At 55.4% G+C, this 22,780-nt stretch carries 21 protein-coding genes; 17 read left to right on the plus strand and 4 right to left on the minus strand.

Annotation, left to right across the window (positions count from 1 at the left end):
• Window positions 1-291: 291 nt before the first annotated feature.
• Entirely contained in the window at window positions 292-726 is a 435-nt protein-coding gene (locus DQX05_RS30340) for a hypothetical protein (RefSeq protein ID WP_147385196.1), read from the minus strand.
• A gap of 610 nt (window positions 727-1,336) precedes the next feature.
• On the opposite strand from DQX05_RS30340, the gene DQX05_RS16550 reads away from it, so the two are divergent.
• From DQX05_RS16550 to DQX05_RS16570, 5 genes are all read left to right on the plus strand, one after another.
• Entirely contained in the window at window positions 1,337-2,953 is a 1,617-nt protein-coding gene (locus DQX05_RS16550; protein ID WP_259392058.1) for an AraC family transcriptional regulator, read from the plus strand.
• Between the two features lie 143 nt (window positions 2,954-3,096).
• Window positions 3,097-4,104 carry an ABC transporter substrate-binding protein gene (locus DQX05_RS16555; protein ID WP_182914790.1) on the plus strand — a complete coding sequence of 336 codons (1,008 nt, stop codon included), beginning with the start codon at window positions 3,097-3,099 and terminating at the stop codon, window positions 4,102-4,104.
• A 10-nt stretch (window positions 4,105-4,114) separates the two neighbouring features.
• Window positions 4,115-5,122: a FecCD family ABC transporter permease gene (locus tag DQX05_RS16560; protein ID WP_119794652.1), complete on the plus strand. Its 1,008-nt coding sequence runs from the start codon at window positions 4,115-4,117 to the stop codon at window positions 5,120-5,122.
• Window positions 5,115-6,146 (plus strand): FecCD family ABC transporter permease, encoded by a 1,032-nt coding sequence (locus DQX05_RS16565; RefSeq protein ID WP_119794653.1) that lies wholly within the window; start codon window positions 5,115-5,117, stop codon window positions 6,144-6,146. The genes DQX05_RS16560 and DQX05_RS16565 overlap by 8 nt, the downstream gene beginning before the upstream one ends.
• 34 nt (window positions 6,147-6,180) lie before the next feature.
• Window positions 6,181-7,056 carry an alpha/beta hydrolase gene (locus DQX05_RS16570; RefSeq protein ID WP_119794654.1) on the plus strand — a complete coding sequence of 292 codons (876 nt, stop codon included), beginning with the start codon at window positions 6,181-6,183 and terminating at the stop codon, window positions 7,054-7,056.
• Window positions 7,057-7,223: 167 nt separating this feature from the next.
• On the opposite strand, the gene DQX05_RS16575 is transcribed toward DQX05_RS16570, so the two are convergent.
• The 3 genes from DQX05_RS16575 to DQX05_RS30345 form a co-directional block, all read right to left on the minus strand.
• On the minus strand, window positions 7,224-7,634 hold the full coding sequence (locus DQX05_RS16575; protein ID WP_119794655.1) for a GNAT family N-acetyltransferase: 411 nt from the start codon (window positions 7,632-7,634) through the stop codon (window positions 7,224-7,226).
• A gap of 120 nt (window positions 7,635-7,754) precedes the next feature.
• On the minus strand, window positions 7,755-7,967 hold the full coding sequence (locus DQX05_RS16580) for a Ni2+-binding GTPase (protein ID WP_119794656.1): 213 nt from the start codon (window positions 7,965-7,967) through the stop codon (window positions 7,755-7,757).
• Window positions 7,964-8,161, minus strand: a complete 198-nt coding sequence (locus tag DQX05_RS30345; protein WP_147385197.1) for a hypothetical protein — start codon at window positions 8,159-8,161, stop codon at window positions 7,964-7,966. Before DQX05_RS30345 ends, DQX05_RS16580 begins: the two co-directional genes overlap by 4 nt.
• A gap of 71 nt (window positions 8,162-8,232) precedes the next feature.
• Here DQX05_RS30345 and DQX05_RS16585 point away from each other — a divergent pair, with 71 nt between their 5' ends.
• The 12 genes from DQX05_RS16585 to DQX05_RS16640 all read left to right on the plus strand — a co-directional run bounded on the left by DQX05_RS16585 (window position 8,233) and on the right by DQX05_RS16640 (window position 22,758).
• Window positions 8,233-9,486 carry an MFS transporter gene (locus DQX05_RS16585; RefSeq protein WP_259392060.1) on the plus strand — a complete coding sequence of 418 codons (1,254 nt, stop codon included), beginning with the start codon at window positions 8,233-8,235 and terminating at the stop codon, window positions 9,484-9,486.
• A gap of 188 nt (window positions 9,487-9,674) precedes the next feature.
• The gene (locus DQX05_RS16590; RefSeq protein ID WP_119794658.1) at window positions 9,675-10,004 is read left to right on the plus strand and encodes a PadR family transcriptional regulator; all 330 of its coding nucleotides are present in this window, start codon (window positions 9,675-9,677) and stop codon (window positions 10,002-10,004) included.
• A complete protein-coding gene (locus DQX05_RS16595; RefSeq protein ID WP_119794659.1) occupies window positions 9,988-11,295 on the plus strand; it encodes a DUF4097 family beta strand repeat-containing protein in 1,308 nt (435 codons plus the stop codon). The genes DQX05_RS16590 and DQX05_RS16595 overlap by 17 nt, the downstream gene beginning before the upstream one ends.
• 25 nt (window positions 11,296-11,320) lie before the next feature.
• On the plus strand, window positions 11,321-11,557 hold the full coding sequence (locus DQX05_RS16600; protein WP_119794660.1) for a hypothetical protein: 237 nt from the start codon (window positions 11,321-11,323) through the stop codon (window positions 11,555-11,557).
• 414 nt (window positions 11,558-11,971) lie between these two features.
• Complete coding sequence (locus DQX05_RS16605; RefSeq protein WP_119794661.1) at window positions 11,972-13,867, plus strand: heavy metal translocating P-type ATPase; 1,896 nt, start codon at window positions 11,972-11,974, stop codon at window positions 13,865-13,867.
• Window positions 13,868-14,050: 183 nt separating this feature from the next.
• Entirely contained in the window at window positions 14,051-15,544 is a 1,494-nt protein-coding gene (locus DQX05_RS16610; RefSeq protein WP_119794662.1) for a potassium/proton antiporter, read from the plus strand.
• A gap of 503 nt (window positions 15,545-16,047) precedes the next feature.
• Window positions 16,048-18,111, plus strand: a complete 2,064-nt coding sequence (locus tag DQX05_RS16615) for a methyl-accepting chemotaxis protein (RefSeq protein ID WP_259392061.1) — start codon at window positions 16,048-16,050, stop codon at window positions 18,109-18,111.
• Between the two features lie 295 nt (window positions 18,112-18,406).
• A complete protein-coding gene (locus DQX05_RS16620; protein ID WP_119794664.1) occupies window positions 18,407-19,549 on the plus strand; it encodes a nucleotide-binding protein in 1,143 nt (380 codons plus the stop codon).
• Window positions 19,546-20,847, plus strand: a complete 1,302-nt coding sequence (locus DQX05_RS16625) for a TadA family conjugal transfer-associated ATPase (RefSeq protein ID WP_119794665.1) — start codon at window positions 19,546-19,548, stop codon at window positions 20,845-20,847. The genes DQX05_RS16620 and DQX05_RS16625 overlap by 4 nt, the downstream gene beginning before the upstream one ends.
• Entirely contained in the window at window positions 20,822-21,595 is a 774-nt protein-coding gene (locus tag DQX05_RS16630) for a type II secretion system F family protein (protein ID WP_119794666.1), read from the plus strand. Before DQX05_RS16625 ends, DQX05_RS16630 begins: the two co-directional genes overlap by 26 nt.
• A gap of 49 nt (window positions 21,596-21,644) precedes the next feature.
• Complete coding sequence (locus tag DQX05_RS16635; protein ID WP_259392062.1) at window positions 21,645-22,523, plus strand: type II secretion system F family protein; 879 nt, start codon at window positions 21,645-21,647, stop codon at window positions 22,521-22,523.
• A gap of 4 nt (window positions 22,524-22,527) precedes the next feature.
• Window positions 22,528-22,758: a Flp1 family type IVb pilin gene (locus DQX05_RS16640; protein ID WP_310735672.1), complete on the plus strand. Its 231-nt coding sequence runs from the start codon at window positions 22,528-22,530 to the stop codon at window positions 22,756-22,758.
• Window positions 22,759-22,780 lie beyond the last annotated feature (22 nt).

A 22,780-nucleotide genomic window follows, 5' to 3' on the forward strand; every position in this document is an offset into this window, starting at 1 on the left:
CAGTAATTCATTAAATCACCAAGGGTGCAGCTTGACAAACATTAGCTGGTTTTTAGTTGGTCGCGTAATGGGGGGCGAGGTAACCAGTGCGATGGACGGGGATGCGGAGAAGCAGCGATATGCGGAGGAACGAAGAGGAATGAAGAGAATTAGGGAGGGATGAGGAAGGATGCTGCGGAATGAGGAAGGTGCGGAGGAGTGAGGGAGAGGAGCGGTATGAGAATCCGGCAATTGCTGCGATCCGCAACGACTTCTGAGAGCCAAGGAGTAAATCTTGCAAATTTACAGTATTTATCCATCAAAATAGGCGGTTTTGTGAGAATGCTGCAAAAATACATCTTTTTGGGGATAAAAATCGGAAATCTGACGTAATAGGGTTAAATTGATGCGTTTTTGCAGGAATTTCGCTGTGTGGCACAATTGTGGAATAATTGATGCAGTTTTGCAGGAATTTCGCTGTGTGGCACAATTGGGGAATAATTGATGCAGTTTTGCAGGAATTTTGCTGTGTGGCACGAGTGTGGAATAATTGATGCGGTTTTGCAGGAATTGCACTGTATCACACAATTGCCGAACAACCCCTCGCCCCATGCGTCTGACGTCGCCCCACGTGCATGCCACTTGCCCCATGCGGCTGCCGTTGCCCCACGTGCGTGCCCCTCGCCATGCGGCTGCCCTCGCCCCACGTGCGTGCCCCTTCGCCCCATGCGTCTGCCGTCGCCCCACGTGCATGCCCCTCGCCCCATGCGTCTGCCGTCGCCCCAAGTGCGTGCCCCTCGCCCCATGCGTCTGACGTCGCCCACGTGCATGCCCCTTGCCCCATGCGGCTGCCGTGGCCCCACGAGCATGCCCCTTGCCCCATGCAGCTGACGTCGCCCCACGAGCATGCCCCTTGTGCAGCTGCCGTGGCCCCACGTGCATGCCCCTCGCCCCATGCGTCTGCCGTCGCCCCAAGTGCGTGCCCCTCGCCCCATGCGGCTGCCCTCGCCCGACGCGCATGTCACTCGCCCGACGCGCATGACGCCCTCCCTAACGCGCAGCGATATATTCAATAAGCATCTCCCCGAAGCTCCCTCTACATGCAGCGCATTTCTCTTGCCTACTCGCGAATTCGTAGGATTCCGTATTCCTTTGAGTAGGGACAGGAGACAGGAGAAGCGGAACTGTTCCGATCGGCCCAACGCAGGACAGCGACGGCACAATGACCATCCTGGCGCTCCTGCAGCGCATTCCGTGCTTGTTGTGCATTGACCGGGCTCGGGAGCTATGCTACTTTAATAAAGCGATACTGATAATCATTATCAGATATTAAACATACAGCCGAGGTGCTTGAATATTGATAACGACAATGATGGACTACGAACAGATTTGCCGCGTCTTGGAGCAATTTTGGTTCAAGCTGCGCGGCGTTGATATTGCTCGCTTCGGGCGTATGGAGCCGCAGCTGCTGAATACGCATGTCCTCGTCCTGTCCAAGCATAGCGAAGGGCGCTTGGCCATTGATTATGCCGAATACCGGCTGGGAGAGGGAGCCGTTCATGTGGCCGCGCCCGGACAGACGATTGGGATGGCGGCGGAAGAAGGGCAGGAGGCTGAAGCGTATGTGATTCGCTTCGATATCCAATCCGACGGGGAACCGGAGGCGGAATTTCCACTGCGTGGGGAGGTGCCTGTGCACCGGGAAGCGCCGACCGTCGTGCTCTGTGAAATATTGTATGAGAAGAGCCGCTCTGAGTTGAGGAGCGAACGGCTTCTCGCTCAAGCGTCCTTCCACGAGCTGTTGTGCGGGGTGGCAGCCAATATTCGCCTGCTGCCGGACGATCCGCGGGCGGTATTGGAGCGGACGAAGGCGTACATCGATAATCATTTCCACGAGAATCTGACAATTGGAAAGCTGGCGCGGATGGCCGACATCAGTCCGAAATACTATGTCGATCTTTTCAAAAAAACATACGCTCAAAGCACGGTCGACTATATAACGGAAGTGAGAATCCGCCATGCGAAGCGCATGATGCTGCAGGCGGATGCCCGGCTGCGTGATATTGCCCAGCAAGTCGGATACAGCGATGAATTTTATTTCAGCCGCAAGTTCAAGCAGCAGATCGGCGTCGCTCCGACTGTCTATATGAAAAAGCGGCGGCGCAAAATCGGCGCCTATACGCCGGGGATTGCCGGCCATATGCTTGCACTTGGGCAAATTCCGTATGCCGCGCCGCTTCATCCGAAATGGACGGCTCACTATTATGAGAAATACCGCTTTGATATCCCGCATCATCTGAGTGCCTATCGCTACAATAAGGATTGGAAAACCAATATCGAAGCGTTATGCGCCGCCAAGCCGGAGCTCATCATTTGCGACTCGGAATATTTGCAGCCGGAGGAGAAGAGCTGTCTGGAAAGCGCAGCCGAGGTAAAGTATATATCCGGCCGGGATCACAACTGGCGGGAGCAATTCCGATTGACGGCCCGCTACATCGGCGCAGAGCCGGAGGCGGAAATCTGGTTGTCCGCTTACGAACAGAAAGCGGCTGCCGTCAGGGAGCGTCTGCAGAAGCTGCTGTCCGGCGAGGCATTTTTCATTATGGGCATCCATAAGGATTGCTGTTATCCTTGCACCTGCCGCGGAATGAACGAAGTGCTGTACGATGATCTGCAGTTGAACAGAGCGCCGTATCCGTCAGGGTATTCCGGCAGACAGGGGATGAGCTTGGAAGAAGTCGCGCGTCTGGAGCCCGATCGGATCTTGCTGAATGTATGCCAGGAGCCGGAATCGCTGCAAGCGTGGGAATCTGTCCAGGCTGCCCGCCCATGGTCCGATATGAAGGCTGTGCGCCGCAATCATGTCTATCCCATTTCTTCCGATCCGTGGCGTGAATACTCGGCCTATGCTTGCGATCGGATGATCGACGACCTAATGAAGCAGCTTGCGAACGAGCTTCGCATGGAAGAATAGCCTCTTCTGGATTTTGTCCAAGTGAATTCCGGAGATAATCCATGTTCGCTTGGGCAAGGGCAAGTATATAATCTTCATTGAGAATTGTTATCATTTTATTGATAATAATTCTCATATATTATTCATTGAGAAGGAGCAGGAACATGAATAAAAAAATAGGGTTTCTACTATTATCTTTAGCTATGATGTTCAGTATCGCGGCATGCGGATCGAAGGATGAGCCGGCCGCATCGGCTCCGCAGCAGCAGGAGACTCAGACGGAGAGCGCTCCGGCTGCAAATACAGACAATACAGTCAGTGAGACAAGAACGATTACATATCTTGGACAGGAGTATACCGCCCCTGTGCAACCGGCCAAGCTGGTCATTACAGGATCGGTGGAATCGCTGGAAGACGCGCTCGTGCTGGATGTTCACCCGGCAGGGGCCATGACGACCGGAGGTGAATTCGCGCCGTTGTTCGCCAAGATTACGGACCAAGCGGAAGGGATCGGCGAGAAATCCCAGCCGAATCTGGAAGCGATTTTGAAGTTGAAGCCGGACGTGATCCTGGCAAGCACCAAGTTCCCGGCGGAGACAATCGAGAAGCTGAACAAGATTGCCGTCACTATCCCGGTCTCGCATATCGCGACCGACTGGCAGGATAATCTGAATCTGCTGGCCGAGCTGTCCGGCAAGCAGGAGCAGGCGAAGCAGGCATTGCAGAACTACAATGACGAGGTCCAAGCCTTGAAAGGGCAGATCGGCCCCGTTCTGAAGGACAAAAACGTGCTCATTCTCCGGCTGCGCGGAGGCAGTTTGTTTATTTATCCGGAAGATGTATTCTTCAATCCTGCCGTCTATGCCGATCTAGGAGCCTCCGTTCCGGAGGAAGTGAAGAAGGCGGAGGCGCAGCAGTTGGTTACAATTGAGCAGTTGTCTCAAATGAATCCGGACTATCTGTTCGTCCAGTTCGCGGAAGCGGAGAACAAAGATAATCCGAAGGCGTTGGAGGAGTTGCAGAAAAATCCGATCTGGGGCAGCATCAATGCCGTGAAGAACAACAATCTGTTCGTGAATCTGGTCGACCCGACCGCTCAGGGAGGCACGGCTTACAGTAAAATTTCCTTCCTGGAAGCTCTAAAAAACAGCAAAATTGTTCAAGCCAAGTGAGCCGATTCCTATGCGGCTAAAGTCATATGCAACAGTGATCATCCTGTGGGGCTCGCCTCTGCTTGCCGTGCTGCTCGTTCTAATATCGGTTCAATACGGGGCCAAGAACATCGATACCGGTACGATTTATGAAGCGGTGTTTCACTTTGATCCGGGAAATGTGAATCATCAAATCATTATGCACTCCCGGTTCCCGCGGGTGATTGGGGCTTTGCTCATTGGCGCGTTTCTGGCCATATCGGGTGCGCTGATGCAGGGGATGACAAGAAATGATCTTGCATCCCCTTCTATTATGGGGGTGCTGGACGGCTCCGTGTTTGCCGTGACGGTATGCATGATTTGGCTGCCGGGCTCCTCATCGCTCGAATTGATCGTGTTTTCTTTTATCGGCTCGGCGCTCAGCATCGTTCTCGTATTCGGCATGGCGTCGCTGCTGCCTGGGGGGCTGTCTCCAGTGAGACTGGCTATCTTGGGCACGATTATCGGTACGTTTCTGAGCAGTATTTCGGCAGCGCTGGCATCCTATTTTCAAATCTCGCAAAATATCAGCTTCTGGTACAACGCCCGGCTTCATCAGCTGGATCCGGAGCTGATCAAGATGGCGATCCCGTTCGCGGTTGTCGGAATCGCGTTGGCTGTCGGACTGTCCCGTTCGATATCGGTCCTGTCTCTAGGCGAAGAGGTAGCGGTTGGACTTGGCCAAAAAACGGCGTGGATCAAATTCGGCGCCACCTTCAGCGTCGTCTTGCTGACCGGGATATCGGCCGCGATCGCTGGCAAAATCGGGTTCGTCGGTCTCATTATTCCGCATATCGTCCGGATGCTCGTCGGGCTCGACTATAAATGGATCATCCCGTGTTCGGGTGTGCTCGGAGCCTTGTTCCTCGGGCTCTGCGATCTGCTCAGCCGATACGTGAATTATCCGTTCGAGATGCCGATCGGCGTCATCACTTCGCTGCTTGGCGTTCCGTTCTTCCTCTATCTTGTGCGGACGAGAGGAGGCGCGAAGCATGAATAATATCTCGGGCGCCCGCTTTGCGGCCGTGCTGCTCGCCGGAGCTGCCCTGATTTTGATAGTCACCTATGTCAGCTTGACCAACGGCATATTTGATATGAGCGTGAAGGATGTTATCGATACATTGCTCCGCATACAGCCGCAAGACGACTATGATCTCGTTATTTTCGAGTTCCGCATGCCCCGGATCGTCATTGCCATTCTGGTCGGGATGGGACTTGGCATCGCCGGTGCGGTCATTCAGAGCATTACGCGCAACGGACTGGCGGATCCGGGCATTCTCGGGATCAATGCGGGAGCTGGTGCAGCGATGGTTATTTTTATGTTCTTTTTCCAAGGTCAGATCAAGGGGACGGGGCTGCTGTCGATTATGGCGATGCCGCTGTTCGGCTTGCTGGGCGGACTTCTTGCGGCTGCCCTCATCTACCTGTTCGCCTGGAAGGATGGCAGGCTGGAGCCGCAGCGGCTGCTGCTTACGGGGATTGCCGCCGGATCGGGCCTAAGCGCGGTTTCGCTATTTTTGACGCTGAAGATGAACCCGAATGATTTCGAAATGGCCGCGGTATGGAGCTCCGGCAGTATCTACAATGCGAACTGGAAATACATCGTTTCCATTATTCCTTGGCTTGTGCTGCTGCTTCCGGTCATTATTCGCAAGTCATACATTATGGATATTTTTCAATTGCGAGAGGAAAGTGTCATCAGCGTGGGCGTCTCGTCGGAAAAAGAGAAGGCCGTGCTTTTGTTGTGCAGCATCGGCATCGTAAGCGCCTGCGTATCGGTATCCGGAGGCATCGGATTTATCGGGCTGATGGCCCCGCACATCGCCAGACGGCTCGTCGGAACCGCGCATCGCCGCATACTCCCAGTATGCGGAATCGTCGGTGCGCTGCTGGTGCTCGTATCCGACTACATCGGACGCACCGTGTTCGCCCCGGCGGAATTGCCGGCAGGGATCGTCACGGCCATCATCGGCGTTCCCTATTTCATGACGCTGCTGTACCGGGGAAGAAAAAAACGAGGCTAGACAGTTATTTAGGACGAGATAGGAGTGGACATGAATGTCTAATAGCCATATGGCTCCGCTTGAACCGCTGCTCCCGGATCAGGCGGGTTGTGAAGTCACCGTGCCGCGTTCAGAGCAATGGGATATCTGTTCCCAAGGCAGCGGCCGGCCGTACCGGATTTTTGTGGCCGTGCCGGTCGAAGCGACGCCGCCGGCCGGCCATCCGGTCATCTATGTGCTGGACGCGAATTCGACGTTCGGCACGTTAGTCGAGACGGTTCGCGCCCAGTCCCGCGCCAGAGTAAAAACGGGCGTCGATCCGGCCGTCGTCGTCGGCATCGGCTATCCGACCGATGCCCCGTTCGATCCGGCGCGGTTCTATGATTTTACGCTGCCGGTTCCGGCCGAAGAGCTGCCGCCTCATCCGCACGGAGACACATGGCCGGAGATGGGAGGGGCCGAAGCATTCAGCCGCTTCATTGAAGAAGAGCTGAAGCCGGCCATCGAGCGCAAGTTCCCCATCGATCGGAGCAGACAGGCGATTATCGGTCACTCACTGGGTGGCCTGTGCGTGCTGCAAATGCTGTTCACCCGCCCCGAGGCATTCCGGACTTATATCGCGGGCAGCCCGTCCATTCATTGGAACAGACCGTTCATCCGCGAAGCGGGAACGCGTTTCCTGGCTCGCATGCAGCAGGAATATGCCGATATTCAGGTCATGATTGCGGTTGGGGAACGGGAGCAAGGCCATTCCAGCCGCATGACCGAGAATGCGAGAGAACTGGCCGAACGGCTGGCTGCCGCCTCGCCGTCCGGGGTGCGGACCGCGTTCCATGAGTTCGCGGGCGAAGGCCATATTTCGCTGCTTCCTGTCTTGATGAGCCATGCCGCCCGCTATGCGTTAACGAGCCCGAGCAAGACGGCTGAATGATGGCAGGAGGGCCAGACGGGTTCGCGATCTAAGCGGAGGCCGTCCCTGACCGGTGACGCAACGCAAGCCCCCTATGCCATCTTCGGCATAGGGGGCTTGCTGCTGTAAGACTACCACCGCTTAAGGGCTGTACCAGTTCGCAATTAGTTCGGCTTCTCTCCTTGCGCTTAGTATCGTTTATACATTCCTACGGAGTGGGGGGAAGTGTAATGGAAGCCGAACTGCGCATACAATTGATCGGCGGGCAGATCCGCAATTAAGCTGACATACGATTGCTTGGGCGCATTCTCGTCCAGGTAACGGGAAATCTCCGTCATAATCGTTTTTCCCCACCCTTGTCCCTGTTGGGAAGGCAGCACGCAAATATCGACCACTTCAAAAAAGCAGCCTCCATCTCCAATGATCCTGCCCATGCCAATCAGTTGGCCATCCTGCCGCAGCGTTACCGTGAAGAGGGAATTCTGCAGGCCGACGGCGGCTCCCTCCAAGCTTTTAGGACTCAGCCCGGCCGCTTTTCGAATGGCAACATACTCTTCCGGGCTGGGAGCCTCATACAAAATAAGTACATTGGAATTCATAGTTACCCTCCATTTCCCCTGAGCTGCGGGTGGAGCTATGCTGTCATTCAGGGATAATTCAATTCCATATCATTATAGAACAGGCTCAGATTTTTCAAAATACGGGCTCAAATATCACGTTTACTCATACAGCGCGTCCTTCAGCTTCGTGGACATGCCTGAACGGCTGCGGGTCGCAGCCAGCGCAGACTTGCGGAGCCGTTCGTTCTCGCGCGTCAATGCCTCCATCCGGTGCAGCATCTCGTCGAGCAATTGGCGCGCTTCTTCGCTTAATCCGCTCTCCAGCGTTTTTTTTCTCTCCGCGAACGCTTGCACGGATGATTCCTTACTCATTGAATTTGCCTTCTTTCTTCTGCTTCTATTGTTTTGTTTTTTATTTTCCATTCCACTCTCATTCTATTATAGAACAGATGGATACAAGCCAAAAGAAGGATATAAAAAAGATGACCGTATCCATCTCCTGTTTGTGATACAATGATGGTTGCCAATTTAATCGCAGAAGGGATCCTATCATCATGAATAGACATTACGAGAGCCGATTCCACCGATGCTGTACTGCATTGCTTTCCATTATCGCAGCGGCAAAGGCGGCAGGACGATGACGACCCGAACCGTCCAAGATGCCATGAATATGCGCCAGTCGCAAATACGCCGCATGTATTTGTACATGTTTATGATATTTACGCCGGGAGCGGTATTTTCTTCGTTCTTTCCGCTTTTTTATCGCGATATCGGATACACCGACGCGATGTATGGCATGCAGAACGCGATTATGCCGATTATCGGCGTCGTTGGCAACTATCTGTTCGGGTATGTGAGCGACAAATTCGCGCGGATGAAGCCCTTGATTCTAGGGCTGATTCTCGCTTTGATAGCCGTACTGTACTTTGTCTTTCACGTCACGGATCCTTGGACCGTGATGGGGTTAATTTTCCTGTTCCAATTTCTGTGGGTGCCGATGATGACCTTGACGGACGGGATGGCGATGCTGGCTTCCCGGAGACTTGGAGACTCCTATGCGGTCATTCGCGGCTTCGGCGCGGCCGGGTTCGCGGTCTCCGCACTTATTATTGGCTGGCTGCTCGGCCGTCTGCCGGGGCATGCTGCCATGGGATGGATCATGATGGCTCTGCTGGCCGCAACCGGAGGCGTTCTGCTGATGATCCGCGATCCCCGGCGCCCGGGGGCGGACGACCGGGAAGGACCTGCAGAGCATGGAACGCCCACGGGAACGGAAGCGGCGAACATGTCCCAATTTTGGAAATACGTGTTCACCCGGCGCTTCCTCTTGTTCATCGCGGTGCTCATTACGTACAACATGACCTTAATCTTCAATGATCAATATTTCAGCTTCCTCATTCGGGAGTTGAACGGAACGTCCTTCCATATCGGACTGGGTTGGATGCTCCCGGCAGCAACGGAAGTTATTATCTTCCTATATTTGGGCCGTACGGGGAGACAGTTCCGTCCGTTGACGATGCTGGCCTGGTCTGCCGTCATTCTCGGCATTCGGGCGCTCGTCATCTACGTTACCGATTGGCTGCCTCTGGTTCTGTTCATGCAGGCGGTTCAGGGAATCGGCATTGCGCTGTTCTTCGTCTATCTTGCCGAGTACATGATGGACCTGATACCCGATCAGTTCCGGGCCAGCGGACAGGCCGTGATGCAGGTGGCGCTCAGCATTGGCGCGACGATGACGGGCAGTATTATCGGGGCGTATATTTACAGCCAGTGGGGCAATAAAGCGCTGTTCCTTGTGATGGGGGCGGTGTTGGCGATCGCGGCAGGCGGCTTCGCCGCGGCGGATCGGCTGGAACGGCGGAGGGAGCGGACAGAAGCAGCCTCCGTCTAATAACCTGACAAACATAACAGCGGAAGTCTGGGCATTCAGCCTGGGCTTCCGTTTTTTTTTGCATCACCAGGATTTGTGTTAAAAAAGGTACCTTGTAATATACAGTAGCGTATGTTACGATGTACTCAACTAAAGTTGTACTCTTATTTGATAGAACCCATATTCGTGGAGGGGAGGTTGGCTGGGGCGTGAATACGCAATTCAAGAAAGGCGTGCTGGAATTGTGCGTCCTCGTTCTCACCTATGAGAAGGATCGTTACGGCTATGAGCTGGTGAACCGGATTTCGGAGAAATTCCAGGTTGCAGAAGGCACGATGTATCCTTTGCTGCGCCGATTGACCCAGGAAGGGCATTGCTCGACTTATTTGAAGGAATCGTCGGAGGGTCCGCCCCGCAAGTATTATAAGCTTACCGAATCGGGAGAGGCGTATATGCGGGATATGGTGAAGGAGTGGACTCTGTTCTCGCAAGGCGTAGACGATATAATTAAGGAGGTTATGAATGTTGAGAGAGCGTAAACAGCAGTTTTTGACCCGGCTGGAGCAATTGTTGGGAGCGGTTCAAGAATCGGAGCGCCAGGAGATTATGTCAGATTTCGAGTCCCATTTTCAGGAGGCTTACGAGGCGGGAAGATCAGAGGAAGAGATATTCCGCTCGCTGGGAAGCGAACAGGCAATTGCCCGCGAGATACTGGCCCAGTATGGAATGGAGCTTCCGAGCGTCCAGGAGCCCACTGCAGCGGAAAAGGAAGCCGGACCGAATGCTGCTTCTTCGGATCGCGGCGCTTCAGCGCATAGCATCTTCACCGCTCCGCCCGGCTCTAGAATCGATTCTCCACTCCGGCTTATCCGGCTGGAGACGGATGTTGTCGATGTTCATCTCGATACTCATGACGGCGAAGACATATTATATCATTTTGATTCATTCGATGCCGGCCAATTCGATGTGCGGGAAGCGAGAGAGGGCGATATCTATCGTCTGATCGTCCAGCTTCGGCGCAGCGGGATGAAGCGGTTTTTCTCTTCGGTAAGCGGCACTCTTCATGTTCGAATCCCTGCCTCGTTCGGGGGCTCGGTGGAGATGGCATGCGGATCCGGCGATGCAGAGGTACGGCAGATTCGGGCAGAGTGCTTTGACGCGGAGCTGAAATCGGGCGATCTCACGATTCGTGACAGCACATGCGGACATATAACAACACGGATGAAATCGGGTGATGCCGAACTGCATAATTGCACATGTGTCAAGGCTGACCTACATACGCTGTCGGGCGATGTGACGATATTTGGTCTTCAGGCCGACGAGTTCGCGTTGAGGGCGGCGTCCGGAGATATTGAGCTGCATCAGTTGGCGGCGCAAGCACTGCGTGCCGAGCTGCTGTCCGGCGATATGCATATCGTGGAAGGGCAGGGCGCCACCTGGACATTTACGGCGGCCTGCGGCGATTTGGAGCTGGCATCCATCGCTGCCGACGTTCACATTGACGTGGCTTCCGGCAGCATCTCGACGAGGAACGTATGCGGTTCATTGACCGTTCTGGCCAAGAGCGGGGAAGTCGAATGCGAGCTTGCTTCCGGTACTCGTCAAGCCGCGCTCGAGAATAAGGCAGGGAATGTCCGGCTTCTCGTCCCATCCGAAATGCAGGAGCTGGAGCTGGAGGCGTCCACCGTGCTTGGAGCGGTATCGGTCCGTCTTCCTCAATTCCCGGAAGGACATGTCCAGACAAGCCGGTTCCGCGGACGGCTCGGGGAGAACGGCCCCAAAGTTCAATTGGCGACGAAGGTAGGCTCGATTTCCGTAGCGTCGATATGAATCAGCAGAAGGAGGACAAGGAGAAGTGGACTATTTCAGTTCGTACAAGCAGTGTGAACAGTTACAGTTGGAAGCGGCACGGGAGGCAGAGCAGAGCCGCTTGTGGCGAACCTTTATGGCGGGGAGATTGACAGGCGAGGAAGTAAGGGAGAGAGCGCTTCATGTTCTGAATGAACTTCTGAATTCGGAACACGATGACGTGAGGCTGAGAGCCGCCGAGATTATTATGAGTGGCCGGCGCCGGTGGTTCGCATTAAGATAATTGTGTCGCCTGGTATAAGGCCGGTACTTCCCTTACGGGACAGGACACCGGCCTTATTTTATGCCAGCGTAGTGGCCAGCAGATACAGAATCAGCACGGCGATGAGCGTTCCGGCAATCCAGGCGAGCGCCTGCATCCAGCGCGTACTGGCGAAGGGGCCCGTCTTGCGCTGGTCTCTGGTAAAGCAAACGGCATTGTATCAGCGCGAGCTCGATTCTTGCACGGCAGGGATTCCCTTTTCGCCAAAAGAGTATTATAATAAAAATTGAAGTATTGCCTCTCTTCAAAAAAAATGACCCCAGTGAAAACTAATCTCATTCTCAATACCATGCTGTTCCCTGACAGGGAACAGCATGTCGCATTTTTAGGGGGATAACAACGATAGTCATTATCAATGAAGAGGGTGTGTTACGAATGAATAAGAAGCAATCATTTACAGAATGGATGGATAAATACGGCGAGGCGCTGGCGGCAGCCGGAAGCGCCTGCTTTATCGCCTTGGCGTTCATTGCCGGCTATGCCTCGGAGACGCTGGCGATTGTGTTCTATGCGCTCTCCTATGTGATGGGAGGCTGGCTGAAGCTCAAGGATGGGATGATTACGCTCATCCGGGATAAGGATTTGGATGTCAACCTGTTAATGATCGCCGCAGCCTTGGGCGCTGCCAGTATCGGGTACTGGTCGGAAGGCGCGGTTCTCATTTTCATCTTCGCCTTGAGCGGGGCGCTGGAGACGTTCACGATGAATCGGAGCTCGCGCGACATTTCCTCCCTGATGGATTTGAAGCCAGAGCAAGCCATCGTCCTACGGGACGGACAGGAAGTTATCGTTCCGGTAGAACAGTTGCAAATTGGCGAGACGGTCCTGGTCAAGCCGGGAGAGCGCATTCCGGCTGACGGGGTCGTGCAGGAAGGAACGTCGGCGGTCGATCAAGCTTCGATTACCGGGGAGAGCGTGCCGGTTGACAAAGGCCCCGGCGATGAACTATTCGCAGGCACGGTGAACGGCCAAGGAGCGCTCTATATAGAAGTTACTCAATCCAGCGACTCGTCGCTCTTCTCCAAAATTATTCGGCTTGTCCAGGAAGCGCAGAGCGAGATGCCGAAATCGCAGCGCTTCATTGAGAAGTTCGAGCGGATTTATGCACGGGTTATTATTCTGGCCACTCTGCTGCTGATCTCCATCCCGCCGCTCCTTCTTGGAGAGACGTGGGAGGCTGCGTTCTACCGGTCTATGGTGTTCCTGGTCGTCGCCTCTCCTTGCGCGCTTGTCGCGTCCATTATGCCGGCTACCTTGTCGGCGATATCGAACAGCGCCCGCAAAGGCTTGCTGTTCAAGGGCGGCGCTTATCTCGATCATATCTCGAGCGTGCAGGTGATTGCGTTCGACAAGACCGGAACGTTGACGCAAGGCCGACTGACGGTAACCGACCTGGAGCCGCACGGCGAACTGCAGGCCTCGGAGCTGCTTCAGGCGGCAGCCGCACTGGAGTTGCTGTCGACCCACCCGATTGCCAAAGCGATCGTGCTGGAAGCAGAGCGTGAACGGGCATCGGGCAGCGAAGCCGCTTGGGCCCGGCCGACAGATTTCCAAGCCCGGACGGGACTTGGAATCGAGGCAGAGATGGAAGGCGCGCGCTGGCGCATCGGCAAGCCGTCCTTCATTGTGAACGAGACGGATGCGGAGGTTCTTGCCCGGACGGCCGAGCTTCAGAATGAAGGGAAGACCGTCATTGCGGTTGAGCGGGAAGGCGCCGTCGTCGGCTTGATCGCACTCCAGGATCGGATACGTCCGGAGACGCCGGCCATTGTCCGGCGATTGAAGGAGAACGGTATTCAGGTGGCGATGCTTACGGGGGACCAGGAGTTGACGGCCCATGCGATTGCGGCGGAAGCCGGAATCGACCTCGTATATGCCGAATTAATGCCGGAGGACAAATTAACGATCGTCAAAAAGCTGAAGTCGGAGTATGGAGCGATAGCGATGGTAGGGGACGGCGTCAACGATGCGCCTGCGCTTGCCGCGGCCAATGTCGGTATTGCGATGGGAGCCGCCGGCAGCGATGCGGCGCTGGAGACCGCAGATTTGGTGCTGATGAATGATGATCTGAGCAATATCGAGCATGCCATTTCGCTTGGCAGACGGACCCAGACTATCGTGAAGCAGAATATTATTTTTGCCGGTGCCGTGATCGTAGGCCTCATCTCTGCCAATTTCTTGTTCGGCATACCGCTTCCGCTAGGCGTCATCGGGCATGAAGGCAGCACAATTCTCGTCATCCTGAACGGATTGCGTCTGCTTCGAGCGTAAGAGTTGTCCGCGTTGATCCGATTCGTCTTCATATTATGAAATTAATCATTTCACAATAGCATACAGAGAGGAAGCCGAAGAGCCGGAGCTGTGCAAGCAGTCTCCGGCTTATTTGCGTTTCCTCCAAATTGGGTATCCTAGTATTGTAGTCGGACAATACGGTGTCAGCGGAGGTGAGCAACATTGTGGACGACTGACACAATTATATTTTTGCTCGGAATTTTGCTGCTGGCCGGAGTCGTCAGCGCCAAGTTTTCGAATCGCTTTAATCTTCCTTCGCTCGTGCTATTCATCGCCGTCGGCATGATCATGAACCGGTTCATCTACTTCGACAACACGAAGCTGACGCAGTTATTCGGAATATTGGCACTAATTGTGATTCTGTTCGAAGGCGGGATGCAGACAAGATGGAAGCAAATGAGGCCCGTTGTCGGCGCAGCCGTCTCGCTTGCTACGTTCGGCGTAGTCGTCACAGCCTTGGTGTTCGGCTTGTGCGCGGCCTACATTCTCGATATTTCCTGGAAGGAAGGCCTGCTCATCGGCGCTATCGTCGGTTCCACTGACGCGGCGGCCGTGTTCGCGGTCATGGGGAGCCAGCGGGTGAAGCGCAAGCTGTCCTCGACATTGGAGGCGGAATCGGGCACGAACGATCCGATGGCGTTGTTCCTCACCGTGTCATTCATTGAATGGATTCAAGGGCCGGATGCGAATCTGTTTTCTATGTTCCTGTCGTTCCTGTGGGAAATGGGGTTCGGACTCGTATTCGGGCTGGGCGTCGGCTGGCTGGCGATTCAGATCGTCAACCGCATCCATCTGGACACCTCTGGACTGTATCCGGTGCTCTCGATCGGACTTGCCATCGTGACGTACAGCGGAGCCGCTATGCTGCATGGCAGCGGGTTCCTGGCCGTCTACGTCATGGCGCTGGTGCTGGGCAACGCCGATTTGCAATACCGCTTCACGATTAGCCGCTTCAATGAAGGCTTCGCCTGGATGATGCAGATATTGATGTTCATTTTGCTCGGGCTTCTCGTCTTTCCCGGGGAACTGGTTGAAGTGATGTGGCAGGCCATCCTGCTGTCGTTGATTTTGATGCTGATCGCCCGTCCGCTAGGGGTAGCGGTGAGCTTGCTGTTCGGGCGCTTCTCGCTCCGCGAGCAGACGCTTATTGCCTGGGCGGGATTGAAGGGCGCCGTGCCCATTGTTCTCGCCACCTACCCGATGATTGCGGGGCTGGAGCAAGGGCAATTGTTCTTCAATGTCATCTTCTTTATCGTCCTGACGTCGGCGTTGGTGCAGGGAGCGACCATCTCGCCTCTGGCGAGGAGGCTGGGGTTAGCCGGAGACCCGTCTGCGGAGATATCGCAAGGGCTCGAATTGGTCTCGGTCGGGAAGACGAATCTGAATATGGTCAAAAAGTCAATCGAACCGGGAACCTGTGTCGAGAACTGCACGCTGCAGCAGCTGGAGCTGCCGGAAGATACGTTGATTACCGCCATCGTGCGCGGGGAGAAAATGCTGGCCCCCAGGGGACATACCCGCTTGCAGGCCGGTGATGTCGCCTATGTGCTCGTGGCCAAAAAAAATCTGGATACGGTGCGCAGTATGTTCACCGAACCGGCAAGGGAGGGATGCTGCTCCGACCGAAAGCGGGAAGCGGACGCAGAAGTACCATAGTAAGCGACAGGATTCGGCATAAATCAACAAAAAAGCAACTATAGACCGATATTTGCGGCAAGATCGTAGGTATGCGGTCTTTTTTTTTGCCGATTTTCAGGGGCGTGTTATATTCTTAGAGAAATTTTCCCTGTTCCTCTTGTGAAATAGGACCTACGATCCGATACTATTATTATATGCCCTCATTTACCATGACAGTGCTTTGCGCACCGGACGGCAACCAGCAGAAGTGCGGCATGAACAGGCTAGCCGCTCCCCATATGGTTCGCAAGCATCATAGTCGCAGAGCTTGTCTCGAATGAATATCTGAATCTCGCCACGAACGGAGATATCGCAGCCGCCGTATTCGCAGCTAAGAACGCAACTGTGACAAGGAGATGAAACAATTGAAGGAGAAGCCAGAGAAAAACAAAAAGAGGACATCAGGGCAAAAAGCGCCCAAAGAAAAATCGGGACAGCGGAAAAAGCGCGTTTTTATGAATTCTGTGAAGGAGACCTTTAAGATGGTCTCTTCCTCCGTGTTCAAAAATCCGGCCCGATCGCTCGGGGCGAAGCTGTTCTTGGTGTTCGTTATCAGCATTATCGCATTCGTCTTCGCCGTCGGGATGTTCTCTTACTCGGTAGCGAAGAATGCGATCGAGGATCGCTCGGCGGACTCCAGCTACCAGACGATGCTTCAAGCTTCCCAGAAGCTGGACCTGCAGCTGACGCAGTTCAACAATATGACGATGCAGATTATGTTCGATCCGAACTTGAAGACCCAGGTGGCGGAGCTGAATGGGCTCAAGGATGGCACTTATGATATGATCCAGGCGATTGACAGCATTTCGAAGACGCTGCAGACCTATAGCATGAGCAACGATCAGATCGAGAATATATATTTGATTCCGAAGGAAAAGACCGATCTGGTCATCGCCGCCATGGGCGTTCGCCGCGGTCTGGACAAAGTGTGGGATGCCGACTGGTTCCAGGAGGCGAAGAGCAGCAGCGGACAATCGATATGGGTCAGCACGCAACTGGGCGGGTTGAGCGATGCTGCGGAGCCGACATTCGGGATTGCGAGACCGATGCGGGATCTGAACTCTGGCGAGGCGGACTTTATTATTTATTTGGAAATCAAGCAGCGCACGTTGAAAAATTCGTTGCGGGACATTCATATCGGTGAAGGATCCAGTATTCAAATTTTGAATTCGAACGGGCAATATATTCATGCTCCGAACGACGAGCTGTTGACTCAGGCTGCTGCCGAATGGCTTCAGCCGGTCAAGGAAGAAGGGCAGAAGAACCTGAGCGGAAGCTCCATTGTGTCTTCCGACCAGGACGGCAAGATGATGCTTGTCTATGATCAGATCAAAGTGAATGGCTGGACGCTTGTCGGAGCCGTGCCGGTGACGGAGCTGACCAAGGATGCCAGTACGATTCTCTTGGTTACCTTCTTATCTATGGGCGGGGCGACGCTGCTGGCCATTATTATTGGCGGATTGGTCATTTATTGGGTAGCGACGCCAATGGTAAGGCTGCTCGCTCTGATGAATGAAGGGGCGCAAGGCAATCTGGCCGTTCGGGCTACCGTGAAGACCAAAGACGAAATCGGGCAGCTGTCTGCCGGCTTCAATACGATGATGGAGCAAATTACGTCGCTCGTTCGGAGCACTGAGGCGAGCGCGCGCTCCGTATTGGACACGGCGACTTCCTTGTCAGAAGCTTCCCGATCGACGGCGACCTCCGCGAAAGAGATTGCCGTGGCGACCGAAGAGATCGCCAAGGGAGCGACCTCGCTGGCTGTTGAGGCTGAGCGCGGGCATGATTTGACCCATAACATGGCGTCTCATATGCAGCATGTGGTCGGTGCGAATGAGCAAATGGATACATCCGCCCAAGCGGTTGCCGAATCCAGCGAATTGGGCGCATCCAACATGACCTCGCTCCTGACAAGAACGGAATCGACGGGAGATATGATGCGCTCGCTGGCAGAGCGGATCAAGCAATTAAGCGAGAGCACGCAGTCGATTCGCAAAGTATTGGAAATGATTCATAACATGACCAAGCAGACGAATATTCTGTCTTTGAACGCGACCATCGAAGCGGCGCGAGCGGGAGCCGCCGGCAAAGGCTTCATGGTGGTAGCCGACGAGATTCGGAATCTCGCTGATCAATCGCGCCAATCGATCGACGTCGTCGGGCAGATTACTGAACGAATTGAGACGGAGATTACCGAGACGGTAGCTGCGCTGTCCGCTGCGTTCCCGATATTCCAGAAGCAAGCCGAAGCGGTGCAAGAGACGGATGCCATTTTCGGCACGGTTCAGCAGCAGATGGGCGGCATGATCGAGCATCTTGGCAATGTGACCGGTTCGATTAACCGCCTGAACGAGGCGCAATCGATTCTCGTCGAAGCGATGAGCAACGTAAGCGCCGTTGCCGAAGAGGCTTCGGCTACTTCGGAAGAGGTAGCATCGCTCAGCACCGAGCAGTTGAACATCTCCAACCGCTTGGTCGAGCTGTCTCAGGAGCTGGAGGAGGTATCCTCCAACCTGAAGGAGACGCTCTCTCAGTTCAAGTACTAAGGATAGACAGGTGCCGTTCGCACCAGCAGCCATGCCCGCATCCTTGGAGCAAGAATGCGGGCATGCTCTATTATCCGGAATAAGCGGCCTGCCGCGTGGGCCCATTTTTTTCCGAAATAGGGACTAGCCAGTTGCAACGGCATCAAGATTATGGTATGTTAGGAATAACTTCACACGAACGTTGGTACGGAAGCACCGTCATCAAGCAGATGGGACATGTAGCGCATGTCCTGCTTGATGACGGTGCTTTTTTGTGTTTTGCGGATCCGTACCCGGAAGGAGGAGGGGAAGAGAGATGAAGGCTTGGGATATTGTCGTCGCCCATCCGCAGAAGCGAGTGCTGGATGCATGGATGGAATATTGGAAGCAGTCCGATTTTGCGGAACAGCTTCACCTCCGGATGTTCACTCAGGCGGACACGCTGCGCCGTTATCTGGGATTGAAGCCGGGTATCCATATGGTCGTGGCCGACCCGGAAGTGCTGCAGGAGTTGATCGAGGAGGAGATGCATGGAATCCTGATTACGGTATTGTCGGCGGAGAAGCGGAACGATGCATTTCCGTTCGCTCACGCGGTAGAGGTTCCGTATCAGCCCTTACCGCAGCTATTCCAATCCTTGATCGAGCGCTGCAGGACGGAATACGAAGGCGCTGCCTTCCGGACGGAGAGTCACTCCTGCATGCTGCTCGGCATCAGCTCGCTGGGAGGCGGTTCAGGCAAGACGACGGCAGCCCTTCATCTCGCCCGCCATGCTGCCGCGAAGGGGAAGCGCGTCCTGCTGCTGAATGTTGACCCGGTGCAGGAGTATGCGCTTCTGGATGCTCGTCCAGAGCCGGCGGCGATCGCTCCGTTGGCGCAGCTTCTGTACTACGTCCGCAAGGATCAGGCGGGAGAGTCTCTGCCGCTGGAATCGTATCTTCTGGGCGTTCCTGATCTCGAAGCCGCGGATATCTTTGCCCCTGCCGATTGGATGAAGGAATGGGGGGGCATCGATGGGCCGCTCATGCAGAAGCTGCTCCGGCTTCTTCGGCGGAGCGGCCGGCACGACCTCATTATTGCGGAGGGAGGTTTCAGCCAACCGGCATTCGCTGCCTTGTGGGAAGAGGCGGATCGAATCGTCTGGCTGCTGCAGGATGATTTACCGCATTTGCATAAGACGGAGCTTCTGTTCCGGCAATGGGAACGCTCCGGCGATGAGGCGGTCCGCAATCGGATTCGCAGACTTGCCCTGCTCGTGAACCGATATATGGGCATGATGGCGAACCGATGGATGTACCGCGATGCGCCCATTACCGGATATTTGCCGTACATTCCTAGCTGGAAGCAGATGCACCGCATCGATCAGTGGCTGCAGTCCGCCGTCTATCAATCTGCCGTCGCCGAGTGGGCCGATCGGCAGCTTCTGCGCAGGCTGGCGTCTGGATGTGAAGTCTCATGAAGGATAGCACAGCTGTTCCTTCCGTTCCGGAAGCGATTGATGAAGCGTATGCCTGGACCCGCCAGCGCGTTCGGGATAGCCTGGAATGGGGAGACCCCGTTCCGGACGAAGCGCTCATGGCGCGAATTGAGCAGACATTATTCTCCAGCTTCCAGGCCGCAGGGCAGTTCACGTCGGAAGTCTTGGAGCAGATCGTCAAGCGGGTCTATTATTCGTTCCGCGGCCTGGACGCCCTTCAGCCGCTGGTCGACGATCCGGAGATTACGGAGATTATGATCAACAGCCATCAGGAATGCTTCATTGAGCGGAAGGGGCGGGTCGAGCGCCTGGAGATCGGCTTTGAGGACGAGGAGAAGCTGGAGGATGTTATCCAGGCCGTCGTGTCCCAGGTGAACCGGGTCGTCAACGAATCATCCCCGATCGTGGATGCCCGGCTGCCGGACGGATCAAGGGTGCATGTGGTCCTGCCACCGATTGCCCTGAAGGGCCCGACGGTTACGATTCGCAAATTCCCGGCTGAGCCGATGAAGATGGGCGATCTGATCCGTTTGGGCGCGCTGAGCGAGCAGGCCGCGTTGCTCCTGCAGACGCTGGTCGCTGCCAAGTTCAATATTTTCATCAGCGGGGGGACCGGCTCGGGCAAGACGACATTTCTCAATGCATTGTCGCAATACATTCCTCGCCAGGAACGGGTCATTACGATCGAGGATGCGGCCGAGCTTCAGATTCGCACCGTTCCGAATCTGGTGTCACTGGAGACCCGCAATTCCAATACGGAGGGAAAGGGCGCCGTCACGATTCGGGATCTGATCCGGGCCTCGCTGCGGATGCGGCCTGACCGCATCGTCGTCGGGGAAGTCCGGGGGGCGGAGGCGCTGGATATGCTCCAGGCGATGAACACTGGGCACGAAGGCTCCTTGTCCACCGGCCACAGCAACGGGCCCGCCGATATGATCAGCCGTCTGGAGACGATGGTGCTGAGCGGCGCGAATCTTCCCGTCGAGGTCGTTCGGCGGCAGATAGCCTCAGCCATCGATATCATCGTGCATCTGGCCCGTCTTCGCGACGGCTCGCGCAAGGTGATGGAGATTTCGGAGGTTATCGGCCTGCAGGACGGGGAGGTGCTCCTCGCGCCGCTGTTCCGGTTCGAGGAATCCGGTACAGAAGAAGGCCAAGTAGCCGGGCGTCTGGCCGCGCTGCATATGCTTCGGGACAGGCATAAGCTGGCGATGGCAGGACTGCGGCTGCCGGAGGATAAGGAGGTGCATGCTGATGGGGAAGCAGCCCAAGGCGGCTGAGCAGCGGCTGCCGCAATACAGCGAGTATATGTTGAGCCGGAGGGAGAAGGTGGCGGCCCTGAGTGCCGGAGCCGCTGTCATGGCCGCCGTCGGGTACTTGTTCTATCATCACTGGTTGGGGATGCTCCTGCTTGCTGCCGCCGGACTCCGCTATACCCGCATTCGCCGGCATACGTTGCTCGCGCGCAAGCGGGCCCGGCTCGCGCAGCAGTTCAAGCAAGCGCTCTATTCCTTATCGTCATCGCTCTCAGCCGGGCGTTCCATGGAGAACGCGTTTCGCGAAGCGATAGCTGATCTGAAGCTGCTCTACCCGGGAACCGAGGTGGAGATGGAGCGGGAGCTGCGAATTATTGCGATGCGGATGGAGAATGGGGAGCCAATCGAACAGGCGGTCATGGATTTAAGCCGAAGGGCGGAACAGGAGGATATTTCGAATTTTGCCGACGTGCTGATCACTTGCAAACGGACGGGAGGTGATTTGATCGAGGTCGTGCGCAGAACGTCTTCCGTCATTGGCGAGAAGATGGATATTAAGCAGGAGATTGACGTTCTTGTCGCCCAGAAGCGGCTGGAGATGAAAGTGATGATGGCGGCTCCATTCCTGTTTTTGGCCTTTCTTAATCTGGCTTCCCCGGATTTTATGGCAGCACTGTATGAAGGAATCGGCCGGGTTATCGCAACGGTGGCGCTGCTGCTATTGCTGCTTGGCGCGTGGTTGATTCACAAGCTGATGGATATCCGTGTTTAGCCTTGGACGCCAATTACATCATTTTTTGGAAATGAGGTGATAGGAACCGATGATGCCGCCGTGGATGTGGGCTTCCGGCTCCGCCGTTCTCTTGCTTGTGTTCCTGCTGCTGAATCATAGCAATCAGCGGCACTATGGGACACTGCTGGCCGGATTGAACCCCCGGACGAAGACGTTCCGCTGGCTGGCGGCGCCGCTTCGCTGGTTGGAGAGGGTCCAGCCATCTCTCGACACGAATCCGGCTCTCTCCCCGGTACGCCAGGCGCTCATGCAAATCCATGGCCCGGCGCACAGCCATACGATGTACCGGGTGCTGCTGGCTGAGCTGGCGTTGTACCTATACGCGGGCATCAGCGGGTCATTGCTGCTGCCGGCGCTGACGGACGGCAGCGTGACGAATCTGGTTGGCGGCCTGCTGGTTGCCGTCGTTCTGCCGCTGGCGAAGGTGAAGGATACGCTGAACCGGGCTGAACGGAAGAAGCAGGATCTGCAGCTGGAGCTGCCGGAGCTGATCAGCAAGCTGACCCTACTCGTGCAGGCGGGCGAGACGGTGCAGAAGGCGCTGGCCATCTGCATCGAGCGCAAGCAGGAGGAATGGAGCCATCCACTCTACGCCGAGCTTGCCAGAATGCAGAAGGACGTGCATAACGGCTACTCGTTCGCGCAGGCAATGGAGCAGTTCGCGAAGCGTTGCTCATTGCAGGAGGTATCGATGTTCGTCACGACGGTGCTGATCAATCAGCGCCGGGGCGGAGATACGTTCGTGCTGGCGATGCAGGATGTCGGCCGGCAGCTGTGGGAGAAGCGCAAGGCGGTGGCCCGCCGGAGAGGGGAGGAGGCGTCGACGAAGCTCGTCTTCCCGATGATGCTGATGTTCCTGGTCATCTTGGCCATCGTGGGCGCTCCCGCTCTGCTCATGATGAAGTAATGAGATGAAGCAACGAAAATCAATCGGAAAGAAGGAAGCGGATATGGAAAAAAGCCTGCTCTTTTTCAAACGGCTATGGAAAGAGGAAGATGGGCTCGGCATGGTAGAGATTGTCATTATTATCGCGGTGATCGTTGTGTTGGCGCTTGTATTTAGAGAACAGATTAGCACGTTCCTGGAAAATTTGATCTCAAGGGCGACAAAAGAGACAGATAAAATTTTTAAAGAAAAGTAGTTCTGTGTGCATTGTTTTGGAA

The organism is Paenibacillus thiaminolyticus, from assembly GCF_003591545.1.
GTDB classification, from domain to species: domain Bacteria; phylum Bacillota; class Bacilli; order Paenibacillales; family Paenibacillaceae; genus Paenibacillus_B; species Paenibacillus_B thiaminolyticus_A.

Coding starts and splice junctions, on each gene's coding strand:
- DQX05_RS30345 (WP_147385197.1), bottom strand. CDS start 8,161: ATGTCTATTCATGATGATAGGATCCCTTCTGCGATTAAATTGGCAACC.
- DQX05_RS16560 (WP_119794652.1), top strand. CDS start 4,115: ATGCGGCTAAAGTCATATGCAACAGTGATCATCCTGTGGGGCTCGCCT.
- DQX05_RS16630 (WP_119794666.1), top strand. CDS start 20,822: ATGGGGAAGCAGCCCAAGGCGGCTGAGCAGCGGCTGCCGCAATACAGC.
- DQX05_RS16635 (WP_259392062.1), top strand. CDS start 21,645: ATGATGCCGCCGTGGATGTGGGCTTCCGGCTCCGCCGTTCTCTTGCTT.
- DQX05_RS16570 (WP_119794654.1), top strand. CDS start 6,181: ATGTCTAATAGCCATATGGCTCCGCTTGAACCGCTGCTCCCGGATCAG.
- DQX05_RS16605 (WP_119794661.1), top strand. CDS start 11,972: ATGAATAAGAAGCAATCATTTACAGAATGGATGGATAAATACGGCGAG.
- DQX05_RS16640 (WP_310735672.1), top strand. CDS start 22,528: ATGAAGCAACGAAAATCAATCGGAAAGAAGGAAGCGGATATGGAAAAA.
- DQX05_RS16595 (WP_119794659.1), top strand. CDS start 9,988: ATGTTGAGAGAGCGTAAACAGCAGTTTTTGACCCGGCTGGAGCAATTG.
- DQX05_RS16580 (WP_119794656.1), bottom strand. CDS start 7,967: ATGAGTAAGGAATCATCCGTGCAAGCGTTCGCGGAGAGAAAAAAAACG.
- DQX05_RS16575 (WP_119794655.1), bottom strand. CDS start 7,634: ATGAATTCCAATGTACTTATTTTGTATGAGGCTCCCAGCCCGGAAGAG.
- DQX05_RS16625 (WP_119794665.1), top strand. CDS start 19,546: ATGAAGGATAGCACAGCTGTTCCTTCCGTTCCGGAAGCGATTGATGAA.
- DQX05_RS16555 (WP_182914790.1), top strand. CDS start 3,097: ATGAATAAAAAAATAGGGTTTCTACTATTATCTTTAGCTATGATGTTC.
- DQX05_RS16615 (WP_259392061.1), top strand. CDS start 16,048: ATGGTCTCTTCCTCCGTGTTCAAAAATCCGGCCCGATCGCTCGGGGCG.
- DQX05_RS16585 (WP_259392060.1), top strand. CDS start 8,233: ATGACGACCCGAACCGTCCAAGATGCCATGAATATGCGCCAGTCGCAA.
- DQX05_RS16620 (WP_119794664.1), top strand. CDS start 18,407: ATGAAGGCTTGGGATATTGTCGTCGCCCATCCGCAGAAGCGAGTGCTG.
- DQX05_RS16565 (WP_119794653.1), top strand. CDS start 5,115: ATGAATAATATCTCGGGCGCCCGCTTTGCGGCCGTGCTGCTCGCCGGA.